23 protein-coding genes and 1 other annotated feature are annotated in these 23,315 nt (G+C 38.3%); of the genes, 7 read left to right on the top strand and 16 right to left on the bottom strand.

The window, feature by feature from the left end:
- Positions 1 to 80: 80 nt before the first annotated feature.
- Genes hisIE through hisG form a run of 8 tightly spaced genes read right to left on the bottom strand, consistent with a single transcriptional unit; the run spans position 81 to position 7,211 of the window.
- A complete protein-coding gene (gene hisIE, locus INT39_RS04420; protein ID WP_193014144.1) occupies positions 81 to 698 on the bottom strand; it encodes a bifunctional phosphoribosyl-AMP cyclohydrolase/phosphoribosyl-ATP diphosphatase HisIE in 618 nt (205 codons plus the stop codon).
- The gene (gene hisF, locus INT39_RS04415; protein WP_193014145.1) at positions 698 to 1,471 is read right to left on the bottom strand and encodes an imidazole glycerol phosphate synthase subunit HisF; all 774 of its coding nucleotides are present in this window, start codon (positions 1,469 to 1,471) and stop codon (positions 698 to 700) included. The genes hisIE and hisF overlap by 1 nt, the downstream gene beginning before the upstream one ends.
- The gene (hisA, locus tag INT39_RS04410) at positions 1,453 to 2,190 is read right to left on the bottom strand and encodes a 1-(5-phosphoribosyl)-5-[(5-phosphoribosylamino)methylideneamino]imidazole-4-carboxamide isomerase (RefSeq protein WP_193014146.1); all 738 of its coding nucleotides are present in this window, start codon (positions 2,188 to 2,190) and stop codon (positions 1,453 to 1,455) included. The genes hisF and hisA overlap by 19 nt, the downstream gene beginning before the upstream one ends.
- A gap of 6 nt (positions 2,191 to 2,196) precedes the next feature.
- Positions 2,197 to 2,787, bottom strand: coding sequence for an imidazole glycerol phosphate synthase subunit HisH (gene hisH, locus INT39_RS04405; protein ID WP_193014147.1), 591 nt, complete (start codon positions 2,785 to 2,787; stop codon positions 2,197 to 2,199).
- Positions 2,787 to 3,854, bottom strand: coding sequence for a bifunctional histidinol-phosphatase/imidazoleglycerol-phosphate dehydratase HisB (gene hisB / locus INT39_RS04400; protein ID WP_193014148.1), 1,068 nt, complete (start codon positions 3,852 to 3,854; stop codon positions 2,787 to 2,789). Before hisB ends, hisH begins: the two co-directional genes overlap by 1 nt.
- 49 nt (positions 3,855 to 3,903) lie before the next feature.
- Positions 3,904 to 4,986: a histidinol-phosphate transaminase gene (gene hisC / locus INT39_RS04395; RefSeq protein WP_193014149.1), complete on the bottom strand. Its 1,083-nt coding sequence runs from the start codon at positions 4,984 to 4,986 to the stop codon at positions 3,904 to 3,906.
- A gap of 2 nt (positions 4,987 to 4,988) precedes the next feature.
- Positions 4,989 to 6,302 (bottom strand): histidinol dehydrogenase, encoded by a 1,314-nt coding sequence (gene hisD, locus INT39_RS04390; RefSeq protein WP_193014150.1) that lies wholly within the window; start codon positions 6,300 to 6,302, stop codon positions 4,989 to 4,991.
- A 9-nt stretch (positions 6,303 to 6,311) separates the two neighbouring features.
- Complete coding sequence (gene hisG, locus INT39_RS04385; protein WP_193014151.1) at positions 6,312 to 7,211, bottom strand: ATP phosphoribosyltransferase; 900 nt, start codon at positions 7,209 to 7,211, stop codon at positions 6,312 to 6,314.
- Positions 7,212 to 7,254: 43 nt separating this feature from the next.
- Positions 7,255 to 7,385: a sequence feature (His leader region), on the bottom strand.
- 356 nt (positions 7,386 to 7,741) lie between these two features.
- On the opposite strand from hisG, the gene INT39_RS04380 reads away from it, so the two are divergent.
- Positions 7,742 to 8,563 (top strand): SDR family oxidoreductase, encoded by an 822-nt coding sequence (locus INT39_RS04380; RefSeq protein ID WP_193014152.1) that lies wholly within the window; start codon positions 7,742 to 7,744, stop codon positions 8,561 to 8,563.
- Here the strand turns inward: INT39_RS04380 and INT39_RS04375 are convergent.
- The gene (locus INT39_RS04375) at positions 8,560 to 9,180 is read right to left on the bottom strand and encodes a glutathione S-transferase family protein (RefSeq protein WP_193014153.1); all 621 of its coding nucleotides are present in this window, start codon (positions 9,178 to 9,180) and stop codon (positions 8,560 to 8,562) included. The genes INT39_RS04380 and INT39_RS04375 overlap by 4 nt on opposite strands.
- A 157-nt stretch (positions 9,181 to 9,337) precedes the next feature.
- On the opposite strand from INT39_RS04375, the gene INT39_RS04370 reads away from it, so the two are divergent.
- Complete coding sequence (locus INT39_RS04370) at positions 9,338 to 10,540, top strand: serine hydrolase (RefSeq protein ID WP_193014154.1); 1,203 nt, start codon at positions 9,338 to 9,340, stop codon at positions 10,538 to 10,540.
- A gap of 151 nt (positions 10,541 to 10,691) precedes the next feature.
- Here INT39_RS04370 and INT39_RS04365 read toward each other — a convergent pair whose 3' ends face one another.
- The 4 genes from INT39_RS04365 to ybjG all read right to left on the bottom strand — a co-directional run bounded on the left by INT39_RS04365 (position 10,692) and on the right by ybjG (position 17,036).
- Positions 10,692 to 12,362 (bottom strand): formate--tetrahydrofolate ligase, encoded by a 1,671-nt coding sequence (locus INT39_RS04365; RefSeq protein WP_193014155.1) that lies wholly within the window; start codon positions 12,360 to 12,362, stop codon positions 10,692 to 10,694.
- Between the two features lie 341 nt (positions 12,363 to 12,703).
- Positions 12,704 to 14,071: an L-serine ammonia-lyase gene (locus INT39_RS04360; RefSeq protein ID WP_319021319.1), complete on the bottom strand. Its 1,368-nt coding sequence runs from the start codon at positions 14,069 to 14,071 to the stop codon at positions 12,704 to 12,706.
- A gap of 122 nt (positions 14,072 to 14,193) precedes the next feature.
- Positions 14,194 to 15,510 (bottom strand): HAAAP family serine/threonine permease, encoded by a 1,317-nt coding sequence (locus INT39_RS04355; RefSeq protein ID WP_193014157.1) that lies wholly within the window; start codon positions 15,508 to 15,510, stop codon positions 14,194 to 14,196.
- Positions 15,511 to 16,424: 914 nt separating this feature from the next.
- Complete coding sequence (gene ybjG / locus INT39_RS04350; protein ID WP_193014158.1) at positions 16,425 to 17,036, bottom strand: undecaprenyl-diphosphate phosphatase; 612 nt, start codon at positions 17,034 to 17,036, stop codon at positions 16,425 to 16,427.
- 237 nt (positions 17,037 to 17,273) lie between these two features.
- Here ybjG and INT39_RS04345 point away from each other — a divergent pair, with 237 nt between their 5' ends.
- A complete protein-coding gene (locus INT39_RS04345) occupies positions 17,274 to 17,693 on the top strand; it encodes a secondary thiamine-phosphate synthase enzyme YjbQ (protein WP_193014159.1) in 420 nt (139 codons plus the stop codon).
- A gap of 258 nt (positions 17,694 to 17,951) precedes the next feature.
- On the opposite strand, the gene INT39_RS04340 is transcribed toward INT39_RS04345, so the two are convergent.
- Positions 17,952 to 18,215: a GrxA family glutaredoxin gene (locus INT39_RS04340; RefSeq protein WP_193014160.1), complete on the bottom strand. Its 264-nt coding sequence runs from the start codon at positions 18,213 to 18,215 to the stop codon at positions 17,952 to 17,954.
- 171 nt (positions 18,216 to 18,386) lie between these two features.
- On the opposite strand from INT39_RS04340, the gene INT39_RS04335 reads away from it, so the two are divergent.
- The 4 genes from INT39_RS04335 to INT39_RS04320 all read left to right on the top strand — a co-directional run bounded on the left by INT39_RS04335 (position 18,387) and on the right by INT39_RS04320 (position 21,845).
- A complete protein-coding gene (locus tag INT39_RS04335) occupies positions 18,387 to 18,689 on the top strand; it encodes a YbjC family protein (protein ID WP_193014161.1) in 303 nt (100 codons plus the stop codon).
- A 167-nt stretch (positions 18,690 to 18,856) separates the two neighbouring features.
- Positions 18,857 to 19,375, top strand: a complete 519-nt coding sequence (locus INT39_RS04330; protein ID WP_193014162.1) for a YbjN domain-containing protein — start codon at positions 18,857 to 18,859, stop codon at positions 19,373 to 19,375.
- 30 nt (positions 19,376 to 19,405) lie between these two features.
- The gene (rlmC, locus tag INT39_RS04325; protein ID WP_193014163.1) at positions 19,406 to 20,539 is read left to right on the top strand and encodes a 23S rRNA (uracil(747)-C(5))-methyltransferase RlmC; all 1,134 of its coding nucleotides are present in this window, start codon (positions 19,406 to 19,408) and stop codon (positions 20,537 to 20,539) included.
- A gap of 106 nt (positions 20,540 to 20,645) precedes the next feature.
- Positions 20,646 to 21,845, top strand: a complete 1,200-nt coding sequence (locus tag INT39_RS04320; RefSeq protein ID WP_193014164.1) for a multidrug effflux MFS transporter — start codon at positions 20,646 to 20,648, stop codon at positions 21,843 to 21,845.
- 93 nt (positions 21,846 to 21,938) lie between these two features.
- Here INT39_RS04320 and artM read toward each other — a convergent pair whose 3' ends face one another.
- Positions 21,939 to 22,607 carry an arginine ABC transporter permease ArtM gene (gene artM / locus INT39_RS04315; protein WP_193014165.1) on the bottom strand — a complete coding sequence of 223 codons (669 nt, stop codon included), beginning with the start codon at positions 22,605 to 22,607 and terminating at the stop codon, positions 21,939 to 21,941.
- Positions 22,607 to 23,311 carry an arginine ABC transporter permease ArtQ gene (artQ, locus tag INT39_RS04310; protein WP_193014166.1) on the bottom strand — a complete coding sequence of 235 codons (705 nt, stop codon included), beginning with the start codon at positions 23,309 to 23,311 and terminating at the stop codon, positions 22,607 to 22,609. Before artQ ends, artM begins: the two co-directional genes overlap by 1 nt.
- Positions 23,312 to 23,315 lie beyond the last annotated feature (4 nt).

Raw genomic sequence — 23,315 nt, 5'->3', positions numbered from 1 at the left:
TAAGAAATACAAAAATAGCTAACTCACTATTTTTCTAAAAAAAGCCGATACGCTTATTGTATCGGCTTTTTATTGATACATTACTCTGCTTTTTTATGGCGTTCTTGCAGGCAACCTATCACATCGGAGAGTGATAGGGATTGATCTTGTAATAATACCATTAAGTGATAGAGCAAATCAGAGGCTTCATTTCTTAGCTCTTCTCTGTCATTAACCGTGGCAGCTAATGCTGTTTCTACACCTTCTTCACCCACTTTTTGAGCGATACGTTTTGTACCACTGGCGTAAAGGCGAGCAGTGTAAGAGCTATCCGGTGAGGCATGTTTACGTTCACGTAATATATTTTCAAGCTCATAGAGAAATCCCCACTGGCTTTGCGCGGGTGCAAAGCAGCTTTCAGTACCATTATGGCAAGTTGGGCCAATGGGATTAGCTAAAATTAATAGAGTATCATTATCACAATCAGGGTAAATATTGACTAATTTTAGGAAGTTGCCTGATGTTTCACCTTTCGTCCATAAACGTTGCTTAGTGCGGGAATAGAAGGTGACATTTCCACTTTCTAATGTCACATCTAATGCTTCTTTGTTCATATAACCTAGCATTAATACATCGCCTGAAATGGCATTTTGGATAACCACAGGCATGAGGTTATCGACTTTTTCCCAATCTAATTGCGCTAATGTTTCATTATTCATTATATTCTTACCTTAACGTCATTCTTTGCAAGATACTGTTTTAATTCGTTGATATTAATTATTTGTTTATGAAAAACAGAAGCTGCAAGTGCACCATCAACATTGGCTAATTTAAAGGCATCAAGAAAGTGTGACATCTCGCCAGCTCCACCAGAGGCAATAAGAGGAACATCGGTCACTTCGCGTACCCGTGCCAGTTGTTTTAAATCATAACCTTGTCTTACACCGTCTTGATTCATCATGTTCAAGACAATTTCACCTGCGCCGAGCCGCTGAACTTCACGCACCCAATCAAGCGTTTTCCAGTGTGTCTGTTGTGTCCGCTTTTCATCACCAGTGAATTGGTAAACTAAATATTCACCTGTTTTTTCATCAAACCAAGTATCAATGCCTACAACAACACACTGCACACCATAGCGTTCAGCTAAGCGTGATATCAGTGATGGATCAGAAAGTGCAGGGGAGTTAATCGAAATTTTATCTGCACCAAATGAGAGAATTTTCCCTGCATCTTCAACAGAGCGAATGCCACCAGCAACACAAAAAGGAATATCAATCACTTCAGCGACACGTGATACCCAGCTTTTATCAACAACACGACCATCAGAAGATGCCGTAATATCATAAAATACTAGCTCATCTGCGCCTTCTTTGGCATAGCGTTCAGCAAGCGGAACAATATCACCAATGATTTCATGGTTGCGAAATTGAACACCTTTAACAACTTGTCCATCACGGACATCAAGACAAGGAATTATGCGTTTTGCCAACATGATATCGCCTCTTTTAATGTAAATTTACCTTCTAATAATGCTCTACCAACAATAATACCAGCAACACCTGATGCTGGAAGATCCGCGATATCTTGTAGATCACCAATACCGCCCGATGCTTGGAATAAAATATCGGGAAAGCGCTGGCTAATTTCTTTATACAGCTCAACGTTAGAGCCTGCTAATGTACCGTCACGAGAGATATCAGTACACAGTACATGTTTTAATCCAACACTTTGGTAAAGCTCGATGATCTCTTCGAGGGTATAGGGTGAGTTTTCTTGCCAACCGCTGACAGCTACCCATTTTTTACCTTGTTTATCAATACGAACATCGAGAGCTAATACAATGGCATCTGCACCATAGCGCTCAAACCATGTTTTCACGATGTCAGGTTGGCTGACTGCGGTAGAGCCAATAACAACCCGGCTTGCACCTGCATCTAATAGTGATTTCACATCTTCTTCAGTGCGAATGCCACCGCCCACTTGTACAGGCACATTCACACAGGCAACAAGTTCTTTTAATAATGAAATTTGACGAGCAGAGGGATCTTTAGCGCCCGTTAAATCCACTAAATGAAGGAGTTTTGCACCGTCTTTTTCATATTGTTGATAGCGTGTCAGCGGATTGTCTTCGTAATCACGTTGTTTCGCATAATCACCTTGGTGAAGACGCACTACTTTCCCATCAATTAAATCTAATGCTGGAATAATCATAACGGGTTACATCTCCAAAAAGTTCTTGATAAGTTGAGCACCAGCTTTTCCTGAACGCTCTGGGTGAAATTGCACTCCATAAAAATTATCTTTTTGAATGGCACTACTAAAACGCGAGCCGTATTCAGTTTCAGCAATCGTTGATTCATTGAGTGCTAAAGCGTAACTATGAACAAAATAGAACCAAGCATCGTCACCAAGATCACGAAAAAGAGGATGAGCAGGTTTTGCTAATACTTGATTCCACCCCATATGAGGCAATGGCAATCCCGCTGTATCAAGTTTATCAATAGTGCCATCAACTAAACCCAATAAAGGGATCCCTTTTCCTTCTTCGCTTAGTGAAGCCAAAATTTGCATTCCTAAACAAATACCTAAAACAGGTTGCGTTAACGCTTTAATTAGAGGAATTAGCTCGCGTGCTTTGAGTTGTTCCATCGCGGCTTTAGCTGTTCCTACACCGGGTAAAAAGAGTTTATCCGCAGATAGCACAATATTTTTTTCATAGGAAACAATGGGATCATAACCGAGTCGCTTAACGGCGTAAGCGACGGAGGCTAAATTGGCACAACCTGTATCAAGAATAACCACTTTCATCACAGTACACCTTTTGAGCTGGGTAATGTATTGCCTTCAACACGAATGGCTTGGCGTAATGTACGACCGAAGACTTTAAATAAGCTTTCAGCTTTGTGGTGATCGTTTTTGCCTTTTGATTTCAGGTGTAATGTGCATCCCATGGTGTAAGAGAGTGAACGGAAAAAGTGTTCAATCATCTCTGTACTTAAATCACCGACACGCTGATATTTAAATTCGGCTTTGTATTCAAGATGTGGACGACCAGAAATATCTAACGCACAACTTGCTAGGCATTCATCCATTGGTAATGTAAAGCCGAAACGAGCAATACCGCGTTTATCACCTAAGGCTTCACGTAATGCTTCACCCAAAGCAAGACCAGTGTCTTCAACCGTGTGGTGATCATCAATCACTAAGTCGCCTTGTACATCGATGTTCATACGAAAACCACCATGAGTGGCAATTTGATCAAGCATATGATCAAAGAAACCCACGCCAGTGCTGATTTGGCTATCACCTTCACGATCAAGCCAAATATCAATGGCAATTTTTGTCTCTTTGGTTTTGCGCTCAACATGAGCATAGCGATCTTTTTTCGTGAGTTGTTCTGTGATAACCGCCCAGTTAAGCTCATTAGCATTATAAAACAGGCCTTTGATACCCATATTTTCAGCTAACTGAATATCAGTTTGTCTATCACCAATGACATAGCTGTTATCTTTATCTAGTGCACCATCAACTAAATACTGGGTGACAAGCCCTGTTTCTGGTTTGCGACAAGGGCAGTTGTCTTCAGGTTTATGAGGACAAATTAACACATCATCAAATGAGATCCCTTGAGATGAGAAAACTTGCATCATTAAATTATGAGGCGGATCGAAATCTGCTTGAGGAAAACTTTCTGTGCCTAATCCGTCCTGATTTGTGATCATAATGAGTTTATAACCCGCCTTTTGCAGAGCAGTAAGTGCGGGGATCACGCCATTTTCAAAGGCTAGTTTATCAAGTCTATCAACTTGGTAATCTGTTGGTGGCTCAGTGATTAAAGTACCATCACGGTCAATAAAAAGAATTTTTTGGCTCATGGTTGAGATCCCTCAGTTGCGATTTTTTGTTGTTATCGTTTTTAATGTTTTATACGTTTGCAGTTTGAATATTTTTTATGGCATTAATCACGCTATCACATTCTTCTGCGGTACCGATAGAAATACGCAAACAGCCATTAAGCCCATATTGACGCTGTTGATCGCGTAAAATGATCCCTTGCTCCCATAAAGTACGGAAAACTAGATTGGCATCAGTGAATTTCACTAAAATATAGTTGGTTTCACTGTTATAAACCTGTTCAACATTAGGCAGTTTTTTTAACGAATCAGATAAAATGGCTCTGTTGCGAGAAATTTCTGCTACTCGTTTTTTCATTATCTCAATACCTGCTTCTGTTAACGCTTGCGCAGCAATATCTGCAACAGGTGTCGAAAGCGGGTACGGTGCGATGACTTTTAGTAATAATTCAATAACTGGGGGATTGGCAAGCGTAAATCCACAACGCAGCCCAGCTAAAGCAAATGCTTTCGATAAGGTTCGCAAAATGACTAAATTCGGATACTCTTCAAGCCATGAAATGATCGAGGCTTGTGGGCAGAACTCAATATACGCTTCATCAACTGCAACAATAGCTTTTCCTTTAGCCAGTGCCAATACATCACGAATCAGTGAAGGATTAACAATGTTTCCGGTTGGATTATTAGGGCTACAAAGATAGATGAGTTTTACATTATCAAGCTGTGATGCCATTGTTTTAACATCAGGACTCCAATCAGCAAGGGCAGGAATAACACGTTGTTCTATACCAAAGGTTTCTGCACTAACGCTATACATACCGTAAGTCGGCGGACAATAAAGCACAGCATCTTTACCAGGCTCGCAAAAAGCACGAATAAGCAGTTCAATGGCTTCATCTGCACCACGGCTAACTAAGACTTGATTTGGATTAACACCTGCATATGCGGCATAACGATTAATGACATTAACAGGCTGACACTCAGGGTAACGGTTTAAATTTTTTTCATTAAAAGTAAATTCAGGTGCAACAGGGTATTCATTTGCATTTAACCAAACTGAACCATTACCCCCTAAACGCCTTGCAGACTGATAAGGTGTTAACTCACGTACATTTTTTCGGGCAAGTGTGGTGATATCAAATTCATTTTTCATCGTTATTTTTTCCCCTGAGCCAAAGCATTAACACGAAGTGTGACCGCATTTTTATGAGCCGTTAATTGTTCAGCTTGCGCTAATATTTCAATAGTTTGTGCTAAATCAGATAAACCTTGTGCCGTGAGTTTTTGTACGGTCATACGCTTCATAAAATCGGCTAAACCTAGGCTTGAATAGGTTGATGTATAACCATAAGTTGGTAGAACGTGATTAGTACCAGAAGCATAATCTCCCGCAGATTCAGGTGACCAAGCACCCAGAAATACAGAACCAGCACTGGTAATACTGTCAACACGCGCATCAGCATCATTGGTTTGAATAATTAAGTGTTCAGGGCCATAACTGTTACTGATTTCAATGCATTGATCGAGATCGCGAGTAATAATGACTCGACTTTCAGCTAAAGCTTGTTTGGCAATTTCAGCGCGACTTAATTGAGTAAGTTGTGTTTCCGTTTCAGCAATAACGGCTTTGGCTAATGTTTCATCTGGGGTTAATAATACGACTTGTGAATCAGGGCCATGCTCTGCTTGCGACAGTAAGTCAGCAGCAATAAAGGCCGGATTTGCATCTGCATCAGCAATCACCAAAACTTCTGAAGGGCCTGCTGGCATATCAATAGCTGCACCTTGTAGCGATTGGCTGACTTGACGTTTGGCTTCCGTAACATAAGCATTACCGGGGCCAAAAATTTTATCTACTTTAGGGATAGATTCTGTACCAAACGCCATTGCTGCAATCGCCTGCGCGCCACCCACTTGGAATATTTCATCAATACCAATTTGTTGTGCGATATATAAAATTTCATCAGCAATAGGAGGGGGCGAGCATAGAATAACTTTGCGACAACCTGCAATACGCGCTGGGATACCTAACATCATGACGGTTGAAAGTAAGGGCGCTGATCCCCCTGGGATATAAAGTCCTACCGCATTAATCGGTCGGCTTACTTGCTGGCAAAATACGCCAGGCTGAGTTTCCACTTCGATGGTGTTAGGTATTTGAGCTTCATGAAAACGGCGAATATTATTCATCGCCTGCGCTATTGCCTGTTTTATTTCGTTATTAAGTCTTGCTGTGGCTTCATCAACTTGCGCTTTTGGCACCAATACACTTTCTGGCGCTGTCTTATCGAATTTCTGACTGAGTGCTTTAAGCGCTTTATCCCCGTCATTACGTACCTGTGAAATAATGCCAGCGACTTGTTCTGTAATGGAACCGGATGCCGAAATAGCAGGGCGAGTTAATAGCGCTTGTTGCTGCTCTTGCGTACATTCATTCCAGTAAGTTAATGTATTAAAACCCGTTTTCATTATTTCACCTTATTCCATCATTTTTTCTATTGGTAAAACAAGAATTGAACTTGCACCTAATGCTTTAAGTTTTTCCATTGTTTCCCAGAACAGGGTTTCACTGCTGACCATATGCATAGCAACACGATTTTGATCGCCAGCAAGCGGTAGAATAGTGGGTCTTTCGGCACCGGGGAGCAGTGCAATGACATCTTCAAGACAATCACTAGGTGCGTGTAACATAATGTATTTTGATTCACGAGCTTGGATAACACCTTGAATACGTGTCAGTAAGCGGTCGATAAGAGCTTGCTTATCGGTATCCATTTCACCATCACGTTGAATTAAGCACGCTTTTGAACGATAAATAACTTCGACTTCTTTCAAGCCGTTTGCTTCAAGTGTTGCACCGGTTGAGACTAAGTCACAAATTGAGTCAGCAAGACCCGCACGAGGTGCGACTTCAACTGAGCCATTTAATAGGCATGATTTAAAGGCAATCCCTTTTTGGTCTAAGTAGCGTTTTAATAGATTAGGGTAGGATGTCGCGATACGAGTGTTATTAAGGCACTCTGTACCTTGATAGTTAAAATCGACAGGTGTCGCAAGAGATAAACGGCAACCTCCAAAATCGAGGCGGCGTAATGTTACATAGCTTGGGTTTTCACCTTGTGAACGACGTTTTAATAATTCTTCTTCTAATACATTTTCGCCAATAATCCCTAAATCAACAACACCGTCCATAACTAAACCAGGAATATCGTCATCTCTAACACGTAAAATATCGATTGGCATATTTTCAGCGTAAGCAATTAGGCGCTGTTGGTTTAAGTTAATTTTGATACCACAGCGTGCTAAAAGGGCACGAGACTCGTCACTTAAACGGCCTGATTTTTGCATTGCAATTCTTAATCTTGCTTTATCTAACATAATGTCACCCTATCCTTGTCTTAATTTTTGATTGAAAATTAGCTATAAAAAAACCCCGGAAGTTGCCTTCCGGGGTTTTTGTTATTTGTCTGCATTCAGACCACCGGAAGCGTTTCTTAAACGTCTTCCAGCACTCATCGCCTGAAAGACTAGTCAGGGTGATGGTGATGATGGTGGTTTAGTTGAATGCTATACATGATTATTTTCCTAGCTAATACACTATTCGTTATTTAATAATGCCCGTTACTATTAATTTGTATTTAGTCACACGCATTTGGAATTTGTCTGCCTTTCAACCTACATGATTTGCAAAGTAAAAAGCAACCTATATTTTAATAATAATTTAATTATTTTGTAACCTTTTGTTTTTAATGCTATTTAAATATTTCTCTTATTTACTTAATGCGATAAGTGAGCGAGTATATAGAGGTATAGTAAAAACTGGCAAAATATAAGTAGTATTTATAGGTAATGGCGAAACCTAAATTTTATAGCATACTTTGAATAAGCCATTTAAGTAGGGGAGCAAAATGAAACGAATAACCATCGTTGGATTAGGTTGGTTAGGTTTACCACTTGCCGCTGCATTACGTGATGCAGGCTACCAAGTTAAAGGGACTAAAACCACCGAAGATGGCGTAGAAGCAGCAAGAATGAGTGGCGTTGATTGCTGTTTAGTGAATTTAACACCTGCAATTGAATGTGATAGAGATGATTTTGATTACTTATTGGAAACAGACGTTCTTATTATCACATTACCTCCTAGCGCTGCTGGTGGCGGTTATGATTATGTTGAAGCCATTCAAACGCTAGTGGATAGCGCAATGTCACGCCATGTAACCAGAGTGATTTATATTAGTTCGACTTCAGTATATGGCAATCAAACGGGTAATATCACAGAAGAAATGGATATCAAACCAGAAACACAATCAGCAAAAATGTTAGCTGAAGTTGAAAACTGGTTACATCGTTTACCGTTGACAACCGTTGATATTCTTCGATTGGCCGGGTTAGTGGGTCCCGGTCGTCATGCAGGACGTTTTTTATCAGGGAAAAAACAGGTAAAAGGCGCGCACCAAAGCGTCAATTTAGTGCATTTAGATGATGTCATTTTTGCGGTTGAACAACTGCTTGCGCAGAATGAAGGGGGACATTTATATAATTTATGTGCGCCAATTCATCCTAAAAAGAAAGATTTTTACGCTAGGGTTTCAACTCAGCTTGAACTTATTCCGCCAGAGTTTGCCGATGAAGATAAACCTTTAATTCGTGAAATTGATGGTCAGGAAATTTGTCGGGATCTTGGATTTCATTACCACTATCCAGACCCCGACAAAATGCCGATGAATTAATTAACTGGCAGTAATACGATATCACGGAATATAGATCGCTCACTTAATTGTGCAAACCACCGCTCAATATGAGGAAAGTGAGGTCTATCTTTGCAAACTTCAAGCCATGGATACACCAATGGTGCGATAGCAATATCAGCAAGAGAAAGCATATCACCTGCAAAATAAGGTGTTTTTGCCAGTTGGTTATCTGCAATTTTTATCAGTTTGTTAAGCTTTTCTTTTAATGCTTCAACAAGCTCGGGGTTCTGTTGCTCTTTAGGTGTACGAACAATCATTATCATCATTTGTTGAATGGGTGAAAATAGGCTGCCATTTGACCAATCCATCCATTTTTCTACATTTGCTCGTTGTTTAGGGTCAATTGGATAGAGTGCATTATTCTCATATTTTGAGCATAAATAACGAATAATGGTATTAGACTCCCATAACACAAAGTCATCATCTTGTAATGTTGGGATAGAAGCATTGGGATTCATTGCTAAATAATTTGCTTCATTGAGTCCGCCAAATGGGCCCCCAACATCAATTTGCTCATAAGAAACATTTAACTCTTTTAAGCACCAAAGCACTTTTTTAACGTTAGATGAGTTTTTTCTACCCCAGACTTTTAACATAAAGGTCTCCTAAACCACGATAAGTAATAAAAATTCCCTCTATAGGGCGCTAAACATGAATATAAGATAAATCTCTATATATCAATGTTGGCGTCTTATTCCAGAAAGCCATATAGTAGGAAAGCTTTAACAAATTGATATAAAAGGGTGATCGGTAATGAAAAAAAATATTCCATCTGTTCTGGGTAAGGTTACCGCGGGAATGGGTTTACTGCTAATTATTTCTAGTCCTTCATTTGCGGTAAATAATCCTGTACCTCCTCAAATAGAGGCTAAATCTTATGTGCTAATGGATTACAACAGCGGAAAAATTCTGGCATCAGAAAAACCTGATGAGCGTTTAGATCCCGCCAGTCTGACAAAAATTATGAGTAGCTATGTCGTTGGACAGGCTATTAAAGAAGGGCGCATGTCACCAGACGATATGGTGATTGTTGGACGTAATGCATGGGCAACAGGTAATCCGGTATTGAAAGGATCATCATTGATGTTCTTAAAACCGGGTGATCAAGTGAAAGTGATTGATTTAAATCGTGGTATGGTTATTCAATCGGGCAATGATGCCAGTATTGCATTAGCTGAGCATGTCGCGGGCAGTCAAGAAACCTTTGTTGATTTAATGAACTCTTATGCCAATAATCTTGGTTTAAAAAACACACACTTTAAAACAGTACATGGATTAGATTCTGACGGGCAATATACAACAGCGCAAGATATGGCTTTGCTAACTACAGCGATGATCCGTGATGTTCCAGCCGAATACGAAATTCATAAAGAAAAAGAATTTACATTCAACAATATTCGTCAGCCAAATCGCAATCGGCTATTGTGGAATAAAAATATGAATGTCGATGGTGTAAAGACGGGTCACACTAATGGCGCAGGCTATAACCTCGTTTCTTCGGCTACTGAAGGCGATATGCGTTTAATTGCCGTTGTTTTAGGAACACCATCAGATAAAGTTCGTTTTGCTGAAAGTGAAAAATTATTGGGGTGGGGGTTCCGCTTTTTTGAAACAGTGACACCAGTAAAAGAGAATGCGCCACTCACAACGCAAAAAGTATGGTACGGTGATAAAGGCGAAGTGGCTTTAGGTGTTGCGAATGATGCCTCAATCACTATTCCTAAAGGTGAACTGAAAAATTTGAAAGCATCATTTACTTTAACTAATCCTGTATTAGAAGCACCATTAGCTAAAAATCAGGTGGTGGGTACCGTTAACTTTTTATTAAATGATGAAGTGATTGAACAGCGTCCATTAGTGGTAAAAGAAGCGGTTGAAGAAGGTGGATTCTTTAGTCGTATCTGGGACTTTGTGGCTAAAACAGTATCAGGCTGGTTTAACGCTATTTTTGGTTAAAATTATCAATAATGGTTTTATCAACGCGTTACTGAGTTTTTCACCCATAAAGAAAGACTAACTATCGTTTTTGTATAAAAAATCCGTAATTAGAATGACGATTACGGATTTTTTTATATTTACTGAAATAAAGAGTTATAGACTTTAGAATTTAAATAAGCCCATCAATCTTGCCTCGATTATTAATATCAACCGTAATGGCTGCTGGCGTTTTCGGTAATCCTGGCATAGTGGTAATAGTGCCTGTTAACGCAACAACAAAGCCAGCACCCGCAGATACGTATACTTCACGTACATTTATCGTAAAATCAGTAGGGCGCCCTAATAAAGTTGGATTATCTGAGAGTGAATATTGTGTTTTTGCCATACATACAGGAAAATGGCCAAACCCCATATTTTCTATTTTTTCCAACATATTGCGTGCATCTTGGCTATAAGTCACACCATTTGCTCCATAAATATCTTTTGCAACAATGTCGATTTTTTCACTAAGTGAGGCATTATCAGGGTAAATTAATTGAAATTGGCTTGGTTCATGTTTAAGTGTATCAATAACTTGATTGGCTAACTCAATCCCCCCTTTGCCTCCTTTTTCCCAGACGTGGGTCATCGCGAAGCGACAATCCTTTTCTTGGCAAAATTTGGCAATAAATTGATGTTCTGCAACACTGTCAGTAACATAGGCATTAAGTGAAACAATAACGGGTAAGCCATATTTTTTAAGGTTTTCAATATGTTTTTCGAGATTTACAATGCCTTTTTCCAGCGCAATTAAATCTTCATTATTCCATTCGTTTTTACCTAACCCACCGTTATATTTTAATGCTTTTGTGGTGACAACAATGACGGCACAATCAGGGCGTAACCCACTGATACGACATTTAATATCAAAGAATTTTTCAGCCCCTAAATCAGCACCAAAACCGGCTTCTGTTACTGTAATATCGGCAAGTTGAAGTGCTAATTTTGTTGCTCTAACGCTATTACATCCATGAGCAATATTCGCAAAAGGACCACCATGAATAATGGCGGGTGTATTCTCAAGAGTTTGTACTAAATTAGGGTTAATAGCCTCTTTTAGTAAGCTTGCCATTGCACCTACTGCTTGCAGATCATCGGCTGTGATGGGGTTTCCATTATAAGAATAAGCGACAATAATACGAGCAAGCCTTTGTTTTAAATCGTCAATATCTTCAGCTAAACAAAGGATAGACATAATTTCAGAGGCGACAGTAATTACAAAGTTATCTTCTCTTGTAATACCGTCTTTTTCGCCACCTAATCCCACAACAATATGACGTAGAGCGCGATCGTTCATATCCATACAGCGTTTAAACACAATTTTCTTAGGATCGATATTTAAAGGATTACCTTGATAAATGGAATTATCAAGCATGGCGGCCAGTAAGTTGTTTGCTGATGTAATCGCATGAAAATCGCCCGTAAAATGAAGGTTAAGATCTTCCATTGGAGCAACTTGTGAATAACCACCGCCAGTGGCGCCGCCTTTAATACCAAAACAAGGGCCTAAAGAAGGCTCTCGTAAGGCAATAATGGCATTTTTTCCAATATGATTAAGTGCTTGACCTAGACCAACAGTAACCGTTGTTTTACCTTCACCTGCTGGTGTGGGATTAATCGCCGTAACTAAAACTAATTTTCCCTGTTTTCTTGCTGTGATTTTCGACCAAATACTGTGACTAAATTTAGCTTTGTATTTGCCATAAAACTCGATATCGTCTTGATCAATATTTAAATTTTCTGCAATATCCTGAATAGGTAAGAGGTGTGCTTCTTGGGAGATTTGAATGTCTGATTTCATTTTAGTTCTCTTTTATCCCGTTTTATGATGTCTCTAGTTATCTTTACTTATCAACTGTAGCTAATAATCTAAATATGGCAATAGATTGATTAATTTGTGATTATTCAGCTGTAGACAACGTACGCATTGCAATATCACTTAATTTATTTTTCTCAAGACATATTACCCTTGATCGCACTCCCTTTTTATCAGGCTCTTATTTTAACGAAGAATAGTACTTTAATCTCAGACAAAAGGTAGTATTAAAAGAGAGAGCAAATATCATTTATTTTTCTTACAAAAAAAGGCACTAATATCAGCGCCTTATCGATAATAATTATCTTTATTTGATCCTCTTAAGCTTAGTCACAGGACACTTTTATAGCTAATCCGCCTTGGGAGGTTTCACGATACTTAGAATTAATGTCTTTGCCTGTTTCGTACATGGTTTCGATCACTTTATCCAAACAAATACGAGGGTCACTAACTCGGCGTAAAGCCATGCGAGATGAGTTTACAGCCTGCACTGCAGCAATAGCATTACGTTCAATACAAGGGACTTGTACTTGTCCTGCGACAGGATCACAGGTTAATCCTAAGTTATGTTCCATTGCTATTTCAGCCGCGATACAGACTTGCTCTGGACTACCCCCTAGAAGTTCTGTTAATGCCCCAGCGGCCATTGAGCAAGCAACACCTACTTCACCTTGGCAACCGACTTCAGCACCTGAGATAGATGCATTCATTTTATAAAGTGAACCAATGACACCCGCGACTAAGAAAAAGCGACTGTAAGAGTTTTCATTTACAGGGCGAATGAATTTATCATAGTAAGAAAGTACCGCAGGAATGATGCCACATGCTCCATTTGTTGGTGCTGTCACAACACGCCCACCTGCTGCATTCTCTTCATTAACGGCAAGCGCAAACATGTTGATCCAGTCAACAACAGTCATAGGATCTGTCGTCGTTTTATCTTCAGTTACCAACATACGACGTAAGGCAGAGGCACGACGTGGTACACGCAGTGGTCCTGGTAATAAGCCTTCGGTATTGACACCCCGTTCAATACCCGACTTCATGACATCCCAAACAGCAGCAAAATGGGCGGATATCGCTTCTTTATTTCGTAATGCTAATTCATTTTGCATCACTAATGCTGATAACGAGAGGCCTGTTTCTTTACAATGGCGGCGTAAATCAGCTGCATATTGGTAAGGATAAGGAACTTGAACCGCATTTTCTTCGGGTTGACCAAAATGCTCTTCATCAACAATAAAACCACCACCAATAGAATAATAGGTTTTTTTCAACAGAACTTGTTCACCATTATAAGCGGTGATAGTCATGCCATTTTCATGGAGGGGTAAATTGCTTTTATGGAAATTCATACCACCATCAACGGGAAAATCGACTTCTTTAATGCCATTTGCCAGCATCAAGCGACCTGTGGCTTCCACTTGCTTAATAAATGGAGTGATAGAATCTATATCGACGGTATCTGGTAAATTTCCTGCTAATCCCATAATAATTGCAATATCGGTTGCATGGCCTTTACCTGTTAAAGATAAAGAGCCGTAAACATCAACGATAACGCGGGAAACTGAAGAGAGAAGATTTTTGTCAGCAAGGATATCGACAAATTCTTTACCTGCTTTCATTGGGCCTACAGTGTGTGAGCTTGAAGGACCGATACCAATTTTAAAAATATCAAAGACGCTAACCATAATATTCGCCTCCCTAATTAATTTAAAGGCGTAACTGTGTGATTATTAGAGTGATAAGTGTCAGTTTTGAAGTCTAACGCTGTGATGGCGACTCCTTGTTAAGAAAGCCGCCATCAGACGCCTTATTAGCCCACTAACGAGTTAATTAAGCTATAGAAAACTGCTGAGATTGCGATAAGACCCATGATTACAACGAATACGTTGCTGATATGGCCTTCATATTTCTTCATCGCGGGTACTTTACGGATTGCATACATTGGCATCAGGAACAGTAACATTGCGATAACTGGGCCACCTAATGTTTCAATCATACCTAAGATACTTGGGTTTAACGTTGCAACGATCCACGTTGTCACCAGCATAAACAGGGCAGTGATTTTGTTTAAACGATCTTTCTCGATTGTTTTCCCTTTTTCACGCAGTGATTTGATGATTAAACCGTTGAAACCTTCACGAGCACCTAAGTAGTGACCTAAGAATGATTTTGTAATCGCAACAAAAGCAATGAAAGGTGCAATATAAGCGATAACAGGGGCTTCAAAATGGTTAGCAAGGTAAGACAGAATACTGATGTTTTGCGCTTTTGCTTCTGCTAAATTTTCTGGAGTTAAGCTAAATACACAGCTAAACACGAAGAACATAACAGTGATAACCATCATAATGTGCGCATAAGCTAAAATGCGTGAACATTTTTTTTCTGCGTTTTCACCGTATTCTTCACGTTTTGCAACTGCGAACGCAGAGATGATTGGTGAGTGGTTGAAAGAGAACACCATTACTGGAATTGCTAACCACAGAGTGACTAATAGGCCTTGGCCCATACCTGAGGTTGTTGCATGATCAAAAGAAAGTGTATCAAGGACTGCACTGTTCCACTCTGGAATAAGATACAGAGCCAACACCATCAAGACTGCAACAAACGGGAACACCAGTACGCTCATTGCTTTAACGATAGCTTGTTCACCAAAGCGAATAATCGACATGATACCGATAATCAGTACCAATGATAAAATTGCACGAGGTGGTGCTGCCATGTGCATTTGGTTCACAATAAAGCTTTCTACAGTATTAGTAATAGCAACACTATAAACCAACAAAATAGGATAAATTGCAAAGAAATAGAGCAGAGTGATCAGTTTACCGGCTGTTTTACCAAAGTGTTCTTCAACAACTTCTGTAATATCTTCACCTGGGTTTTTACCTGATAACACAAAGCGACACATACCACGGTGTGCAAAGAAGGTCATTGGAAACGCAAGAATTAACATGATAAACAGGGGAATCAAACCACCAATCCCTGCATTGATAGGTAAAAATAAAACGCCAGCACCAATCGCTGTGCCGTATAAACCTAACATCCATACTGTGTCTGACTTACGCCATGCTTTGTAATCACCTTGGGTGTTACCTGATGCGATAGAACCAGCTTTGGTTGTATCCATAATACTCTCCGAAATAATGCGGTAAATAAAATAATGAATAAAAATAAGTGCGTGATTGTATTTCTTCATAATAGAAATAATCACAGCATAAATTTAATTATGAATAAATGAGTGCATTGAGTACCTGGTGTTATCTCAATATCTTCAATTACCACAAACTAAAAATCTTTAAATTTCAAAAGAATTAAGCTCTTCTAAAATTTGAAAAAATATTCGATAAGTTTATATCCAGACTTAAGAGGTGCAGAATATAGTGTTTTTCAGGATAAACTACCGTGATCACCATCTCAAATGCTAAATATAACTGAAAAACCTAAAAATGTAACATTTTTTATATTTTGTGTTTTTAATGAGGTTTTTAATACATTTTGAAATACTTTTCCATTTTTAATAGTAATAAAAAAGAAAGTTAAATATTAAAATGTTCACATGTTAATGATTAATTTTTGTTTTTTTTATTTCTTATTAAATAAATGATTTAAATCAATTAGGTTATTTTTATTCACAATTAAAACATTGTGATAACATTGTATGTTATTGATATATATTAATTAATTATTTTAATAAGATTGTGTATAAAAGTAGGGAAATGAATATGAAAATATGAGGATATGATTATTTATTAATGACTTTCTTTTATTCTATGAAATGAATATGGCAATATTTCAAGCATAAGTAGAATATTGTTTATTATTACGACAATAAATTTGTTAATAACTGAACATGCTGCATTATTATAAGATGAATATAAAATTTTCATTTTGATTAAAATAACAACACCTATATTTCTTGGACAAATAATATAATAATAGAGAATATTTTTATTTATATATTAATATATAGAATAACGATGTTACTTAAGGTAAATATAAAAAAGACCACAATAAGTGTGGTCTTTTTCGATATTAGAAAGGTTAAGCTTTTGTCCAACCTTTACGAATAAGATAAGCAAAACAGAGTTGATAAAGCTGTTGTACCCATTTTTGGAGTACATTCCCGCCTTTAGACCAAAAAATCTGAGTTAAGCCACAAGAGAGCAGGGCAACAATAAAAGCACCAACCATATCGATGGGCCAATGTACACCAAGATAAATACGTGTCCATGCAATGGCAAGCCCTAACCCTAGCATGATATAGCCAATACGTTTGCTGCTATGCCAAAACAGATACGCCAAGGCAATAGTGAAAACAAACGTACCATGGTTACTTGGAAATGAAGGGGTCGCTTCATGATCAAGAAAATTATAGCCAATATTGGCTGCAAAAGGACGCTCGTGTGGGGCAATTGAACCAATTAACCAAGAAATAGAAAGCGCAATACCTAAGCTAACAGCAGCTTTACATACTAATGTTCTTTGCTGATTAAGATATTTTTCATTACCCCACAGCCAATAGAACACTAAAGACAAAGGAAAGAGATAAACAAGGTACTTAGCAATAATTATCGCCATACCGATTTCGAAAGGAGATGCCGCAGGCGTTGCATTCATCATTGAAAATACGGCTAAATTAAGTTGTTCCAGCAAAGTAGGCTCCATACATGTCGTGCTGATAAGCGATGTTTATGATACATAATACGCAAGTTTTTAAGGGTAAATGAGTGAGTAATAGGGGTAAAGTGTTTTTTTCTTATTTAATTGTGCTTTTTTAAAAGATTTGTCAGTTTTATCTCAAACTGGACAAAAGTATGCTTAAAAAGAGTATTTCACTTATGGTATTACTCTCACATTGTTTTTTTTCTTATCTTCAACGAGGTATAAAAAATGTGGTTCCAAAAAAATATCATACTCAACGCAAGGTCGAGAGGATTTCACTTAATTACACAAGTATTGATTCAAGAATTACCTGAACTAAGACAATACAAAATCGGAATTGCTCATTTTTTTATTCAGCATACATCGGCTTCATTAACGATTAATGAAAATGCAGACTCAACAGTACGAAGCGACTTTGAAAGTTTCTTTAATCGAAATGTAAAAGAGGGAGAAGATTATTATCTTCATACCTATGAAGGCTGTGATGACATGCCCGCACATATAAAAAGTAGCTTGCTTGGACAAAGTGTCACTATTCCTATTAGTCAGGGCGAGCTTAATTTGGGGACTTGGCAAGGAATTTATCTTGGTGAACATCGTAATCATGGTGGGCGTAGACGTATTATTGTGACATTGCAAGGCGAGTGAGGTTGAATTTTAGGCAATAAAAAACCCGACAGTAATTTCACCAAAGGGGTTGAAACTATCGGGCTCCTCAATATTTGGGGACATCAAAGAAAAGCAGTGGCACTAATTCAGACTCTGAGTTAGAAAGAAAGTTCGCTGACTAATGAAAAAAAAGAGAATTTTTTTTTGGAAAGAGGAGAATAAAAAAGAGAATCTGGGGAAAGAAAGAAGGAAAGCGCTAAAACATATTGAAAAATAAGTTGTTTTAGCGCTTTTAAATTAGTTGTAGATGCCTAAATTTTCTTTAGCATAAGCTTCAAAATCTGTGCAACCACCAATGTGTTTCTCATCAATAAAAATTTGCGGCACAGTTTCAACAGGTTTACCGACAGTTTTTGATAAGTCTGCTTTCGTAATTCCTTCGGCCTGAATATCGACATAGCGAAAGTCAAAATCATCACGTTTTTCAGCCAGAGTTTCAGCCAGTTGTTTAGCACGTACACAATATGGGCAACCAGGGCGACCAAAAATTACAACAAACATACGACACTCCTTATTGAGGAAATAAAATTCAGGCATAATAGTCTTTATTAATGGGTACTATGCCCTTTTATTAGGCTAAACAAAAACAGTTATTGCCTTTTAGTGTAATAAATTATACCAATTTGCCGAATAATGAGATAGGACTGCAACGTAGCATTTAGCGGAGAAAATATGGAAAAATCGTCTAAACGGGATATGAAATCACTGTCAGATATGCCAACGCCCATCATTATCATTGAGGTCATTGGGATTATTTTGTTAGTGATTGCTTATTTATATATCAATCAATATATCACTTCCCCGCAATGGCTAGGAACTTATACAGGGCAAGTGACGCTAGTGATACTTGGGGTGATTTGTATGATCCCACCTGCCATTCATATTGTATGGCGTGCGATCTATCGTTTAACCTTCTTAGGTATTGATAATAAAGCCACGGATAATAAAAAGAAAAAAGAGAATAACGAAGAATAGTGTACTGTTTTTTCTCAACAATGGATTAAAGACGAAGAAAATCCAATGTATAAATTGGCTTAATTTTCTTAGTTTCTCCATTTATTAGTGCCTTCAAGATAGAAAAAGTGGCAAAATAGGTTTAATGCCAAAAGGCACTCTTTTTTTAGCGCGTAAAGGTTATTTGAATGAACGCTGTTGTGACTCCCGATCTGGATCAGCTAAAATCTTGGCTTGATGAACTACAGATTGCTTATTATGAATGTGACTCTTGTCAGGCGTTACATTTACCACATCTTCAATATATCAGTGGCATTTTTGATGCCAAAATTGATATTCTTGAAGAGGTACTTGTATTTACCGCTATCGCTGAATTAAAACCTTCAGCAATAGTGCCTTTAATGGCTAATCTTAGCCAAATTAATGCCAGCTCTTTATTTATTAAAACATTTTTAGAAATTAGTGATGACAATTTACCTAAATTAGTTTTTTGCCAGTCATTCCCCGTTGCATCTGGGATCTCACTTAATCAATTCGATCTGTTCTTACAAAAAGCGGAAGAACAATCGGCTGAAGTGGTCAGTGAAATTTTTAATAATGGTTTCTTGTATGGTGAAAAACAAGAAAGTGAAAATGATGAAGACGAAGAGGAAGATGATGTTGAAGTAAGTAGCTCATCAACGGACTCCGCTTATACTGTTCATTAATATTAATCTCCATAACGGTCATAAAATCTTATGCAATGCGCACGATTTAGTGCGGGTGATTGTCATTCTTGTGAATGGCTTTCTCTTGCTTATTCTGAACAAATTAAGAAAAAACAGCACAGCTTATTAGCATTGCTACCTGAAGATTATGCCTTTGATAAATTAGCGCCTGTTGAAAGCCAACAAGCGCAATTTCGTAATAAAGCAAAAATGGTCGTCAGTGGTAGTGTTGAAAAACCAATTTTAGGCTTAAAAACACGAGAGGGCGAGGCGGTCGATCTGTGCGAATGCCCACTTTATTCTGATGCATTTATCCCAATATTCCCGATTTTAAAAACCTTCATCGCGAAAGCAGGATTAGTGCCTTACGATATTGAACGACGCCGTGGTGAGCTTAAGTTTATTTTATTAACAGAAAGCCGAAGCAATAGCACCATGATGTTGCGTTTTGTTTTACGGTCAGAAAAAAAATTAACACAACTACGTAACGTGCTTCCTTGGTTACAAGAGCAATTGCCTCAATTAGTCGTCATTTCTGTGAATATTCAGCCTGTTCATATGGCAATTCTTGAAGGTGAACAAGAAATTATTCTGACCGATAAAACGTTTTTGGATGAATCTTTTAATCAGATCCCATTACATATTCGCCCGAGAGGTTTTTTTCAAACAAATCCAGACGTTGCTTCATCTCTTTATGCCACCGCAGGTTGTTGGGTAAGAGCATTAAATATCACTCATTTATGGGATATGTTTTGTGGTTCAGGCGGATTTGGATTGCATTGTGCAGATAAATCAACAAAATTGACCGGCATTGAAATTAGCCCAGAAGCGATAGAATGTGCACGTTTATCAGCCCATGAATTAGGTTTAGAGCATGTTGAGTTTCAAGCATTAGATTCTACAGGGTATGCATTAGCGAAATCGTCGGTACCTGAATTAGTGCTTGTTAACCCACCAAGACGTGGTATTGGAGAAGCATTGTGTGGTTATTTAAATAAAATGAAACCCCCTTTTATTCTCTATTCCAGTTGTAATGCTCAAACCATGGCAAAAGATATTCAGCAACTTTCTCATTATCGTATAGAGAAAGTGCAACTGTTTGATATGTTTCCTCATACCTCGCACTATGAAGTACTCACATTATTGGTTTTACAAGATAATTAAGATATTTATTACAAAATAGATAATGAATGCTAGTATAAATGAGTATTTAACGCTCGATGGATAACATCGAGCGTTTTCTTTGTTGATTAGATAGGCATTCTATTTTATGCAGAATTTAAAAGCGTTGTTATTAGTCATGGTGTTATTAGGGCCATTAGGAATTGATCTCTACCTACCTACTATTCCTGCTATTGCTCAAGATTTAGGGAGCAGTGAATCTCTTATTCAATCAACTATTGCTTTATTTATTTTAGTGTTAGGCGTAGGGCAACTTATTTCTGGGCCACTGGTAGATAAATATGGTCGCAAACCCATCGCTATTGTCGGTATCCTTATTTATATTTTAGGGTCGATTATTGCGACTATTTCGACAGACTCAACACTTTTTATTATTTCACGATTATTACAAGCGTCAGCGGTGTGTTGTACTTCTGTTGTTGCTTTTACGTGTGTACGTGATTGCTTTAATGGTAATGATGCTGCTCGGGTTTTTGGTTTTTTAAATGGCACTTTAAATATTATTCCTGCATTAGCGCCGCTATTAGGTGGCTTATTAGCAGAATATTGGGGGTGGCGTGCGCCGTTTAGCTTTTTAATTTTCTATTCAATCCTTGTTTTAATACTGATCACCCGTTTTTTACCAGAAACAAAACCTGAAAGCACAACGCAATTACAACAAAGTTTAGGTAAAACATACCTTGAGATTTTATGCAGTAAACGCTTCTTAACATTTGCTTTAGTCAATGCTGGCACAATGGGTATGGCATTAACTTATGTTTCATTTTCGCCTATTGTATTAATGAATGACGCAGGATTATCACCATTAATATTTTCTATTGTTTTTGGTGTTAATGGCTTTTGGATAATGTTTGTCAGTTTTTATGCGAACCGTATTATTCATCGCGTGGGGAGACCTATTTGTCTTATCTTAGGCGGTGGACTCATGGGATTGGGTTGTATAAGTTTATTGTTAAGCTTATTGTTTATTCCTGCTGAAACACAAAGCCATTGGCTTATTTATATGCTTCCTGTGGCAAGTGCGTGCGCGGGGTTAGCCTTTATCATGGGACCAGCAACAAGTTATGCACTTGAACCTTATTCACACACTGCCGGTATTGCCTCAGCATTGGTCGGGTTCATTCAAATGGCAGGTGGCGCTACTTTGGGATTAACGGCACTAGCATCACCCGTACAACCTAAATTAGCGTTAGCCATTGTGATGCTAATCGGTGGTCTATTAGCATGGAATGCGTATAGAGTAAGCCATAAAGAAGCATTAATCGAAAAAAACATAACCAAAAAATAAATTAATTGTTTTGTCATAAGTGAATAAAAAAACACCCCAAAGTGAAAACGGTTGGGGTGTTTTTAAATCTATAACTTTTTTATTAGCAATTATTTAATTGCGGTGTTCAAACTCTAAAGCTTTCTTCTCAATTAAACGCATTAAGAGTGTCAGTATTCCGTTGATGCCTAAATAGATAATGCCTGCGGCAACAAATACCATCACGTCATAACTTTGGCCAAAGACTTGTCGGCTATACCCTGTTAATTCAAGTAGGGTGATCGTACTGGCAAGTGAGGTACTTTTAAATATCAATACAACTTCATTTGAATAGGATGAAAGTGCACGTTTAAAGGCATAAGGTAATATTACCCTTGCTGTTTGTACCGGCGACATTCCTAATGCTTGACAAGATTGCCATTGCCCTGCGGGAATAGCTCTTACTGCACCATAGAAAAGTAAGGTTGAATAAGCGGCACTATTTAATGCTAATGTGACCATCGCACAAAACCAAGGTGTTGATAATAACTCCCAAATCAAAGGGAATTTTTGCAACGCAGGAAATTGTCCAGGCCCATAATAGATTAAGAAAAACTGTACTAATAAAGGAGTGCCTGTGAATAAGGTAATATATGCTTTTACAATTTGGGTAATTACTGGGGTTTTTAATGCCAAAATAAAGGTCATTAAAACGGAGAGTGTAAATGCCACCAATAGAGCCACTAACGTTAATGACAGGCTTGTTGGTAACCCCGGTAAAATATCAACAATATAATCCCACATTATGAGGCACTCCGTTCAAATCGAGTCGTTCTCATGTCTAACCATTTCAGGATATATTGACTGACCAGCGTAATTGCCAAATAAATTAATGCAACAATGCTATACCAGGTAAAAGGTTCTTGGGTTCTATTAGCGATACTTTGTGTTTGTAGCATTAAATCGTTAACACTGATTAATGACACTAACGCGGTATCTTTTAATAAAACTAACCACTGATTCCCCAAACCAGGTAAAGCATGACGCCACATTTGAGGCATAATAAAGCGGAAGAATATCGTGACACGCCCCATACCTAGTGCCTGACCAGCTTCCCATTGCCCGGTTGGTACGGCTTTTAATGCGCCTCGCAAGGTTTGTGATGCATAAGAAGCGTAAAGGAGTGAAAGGGCGATAACACCGCAATAGAAGGGTAATGATTCAGTATCACCAAAATCAATTTGCAAGGTGAAAAAACCTAATTCAATACCATCCATTAACATCATGACGCCTTGTAGGGTGCCATAATAGACAAAAAGAACCACCAGCATTTCTGGTAGTCCTCTAATTAGTGTTACCCAGCATATTCCTAAGAAAGCAAAGGCTTTCCATCTCGCGGATTCCCAAGCCGTAAACAGCATGGCAAGAACTAATCCGATGATAAGAGCAGAAATAGCAAGTGAGACCGTTGTAACGGCCGCACCTGCTAGAGTTGTTATTTCATTCATTTAT

The organism is Pseudomonas sp. FME51, from assembly GCF_014897305.1.
The sequence above is the reverse complement of the archived record's forward strand: the minus strand, read 5'-3'. Positions and strand labels throughout refer to the sequence as shown.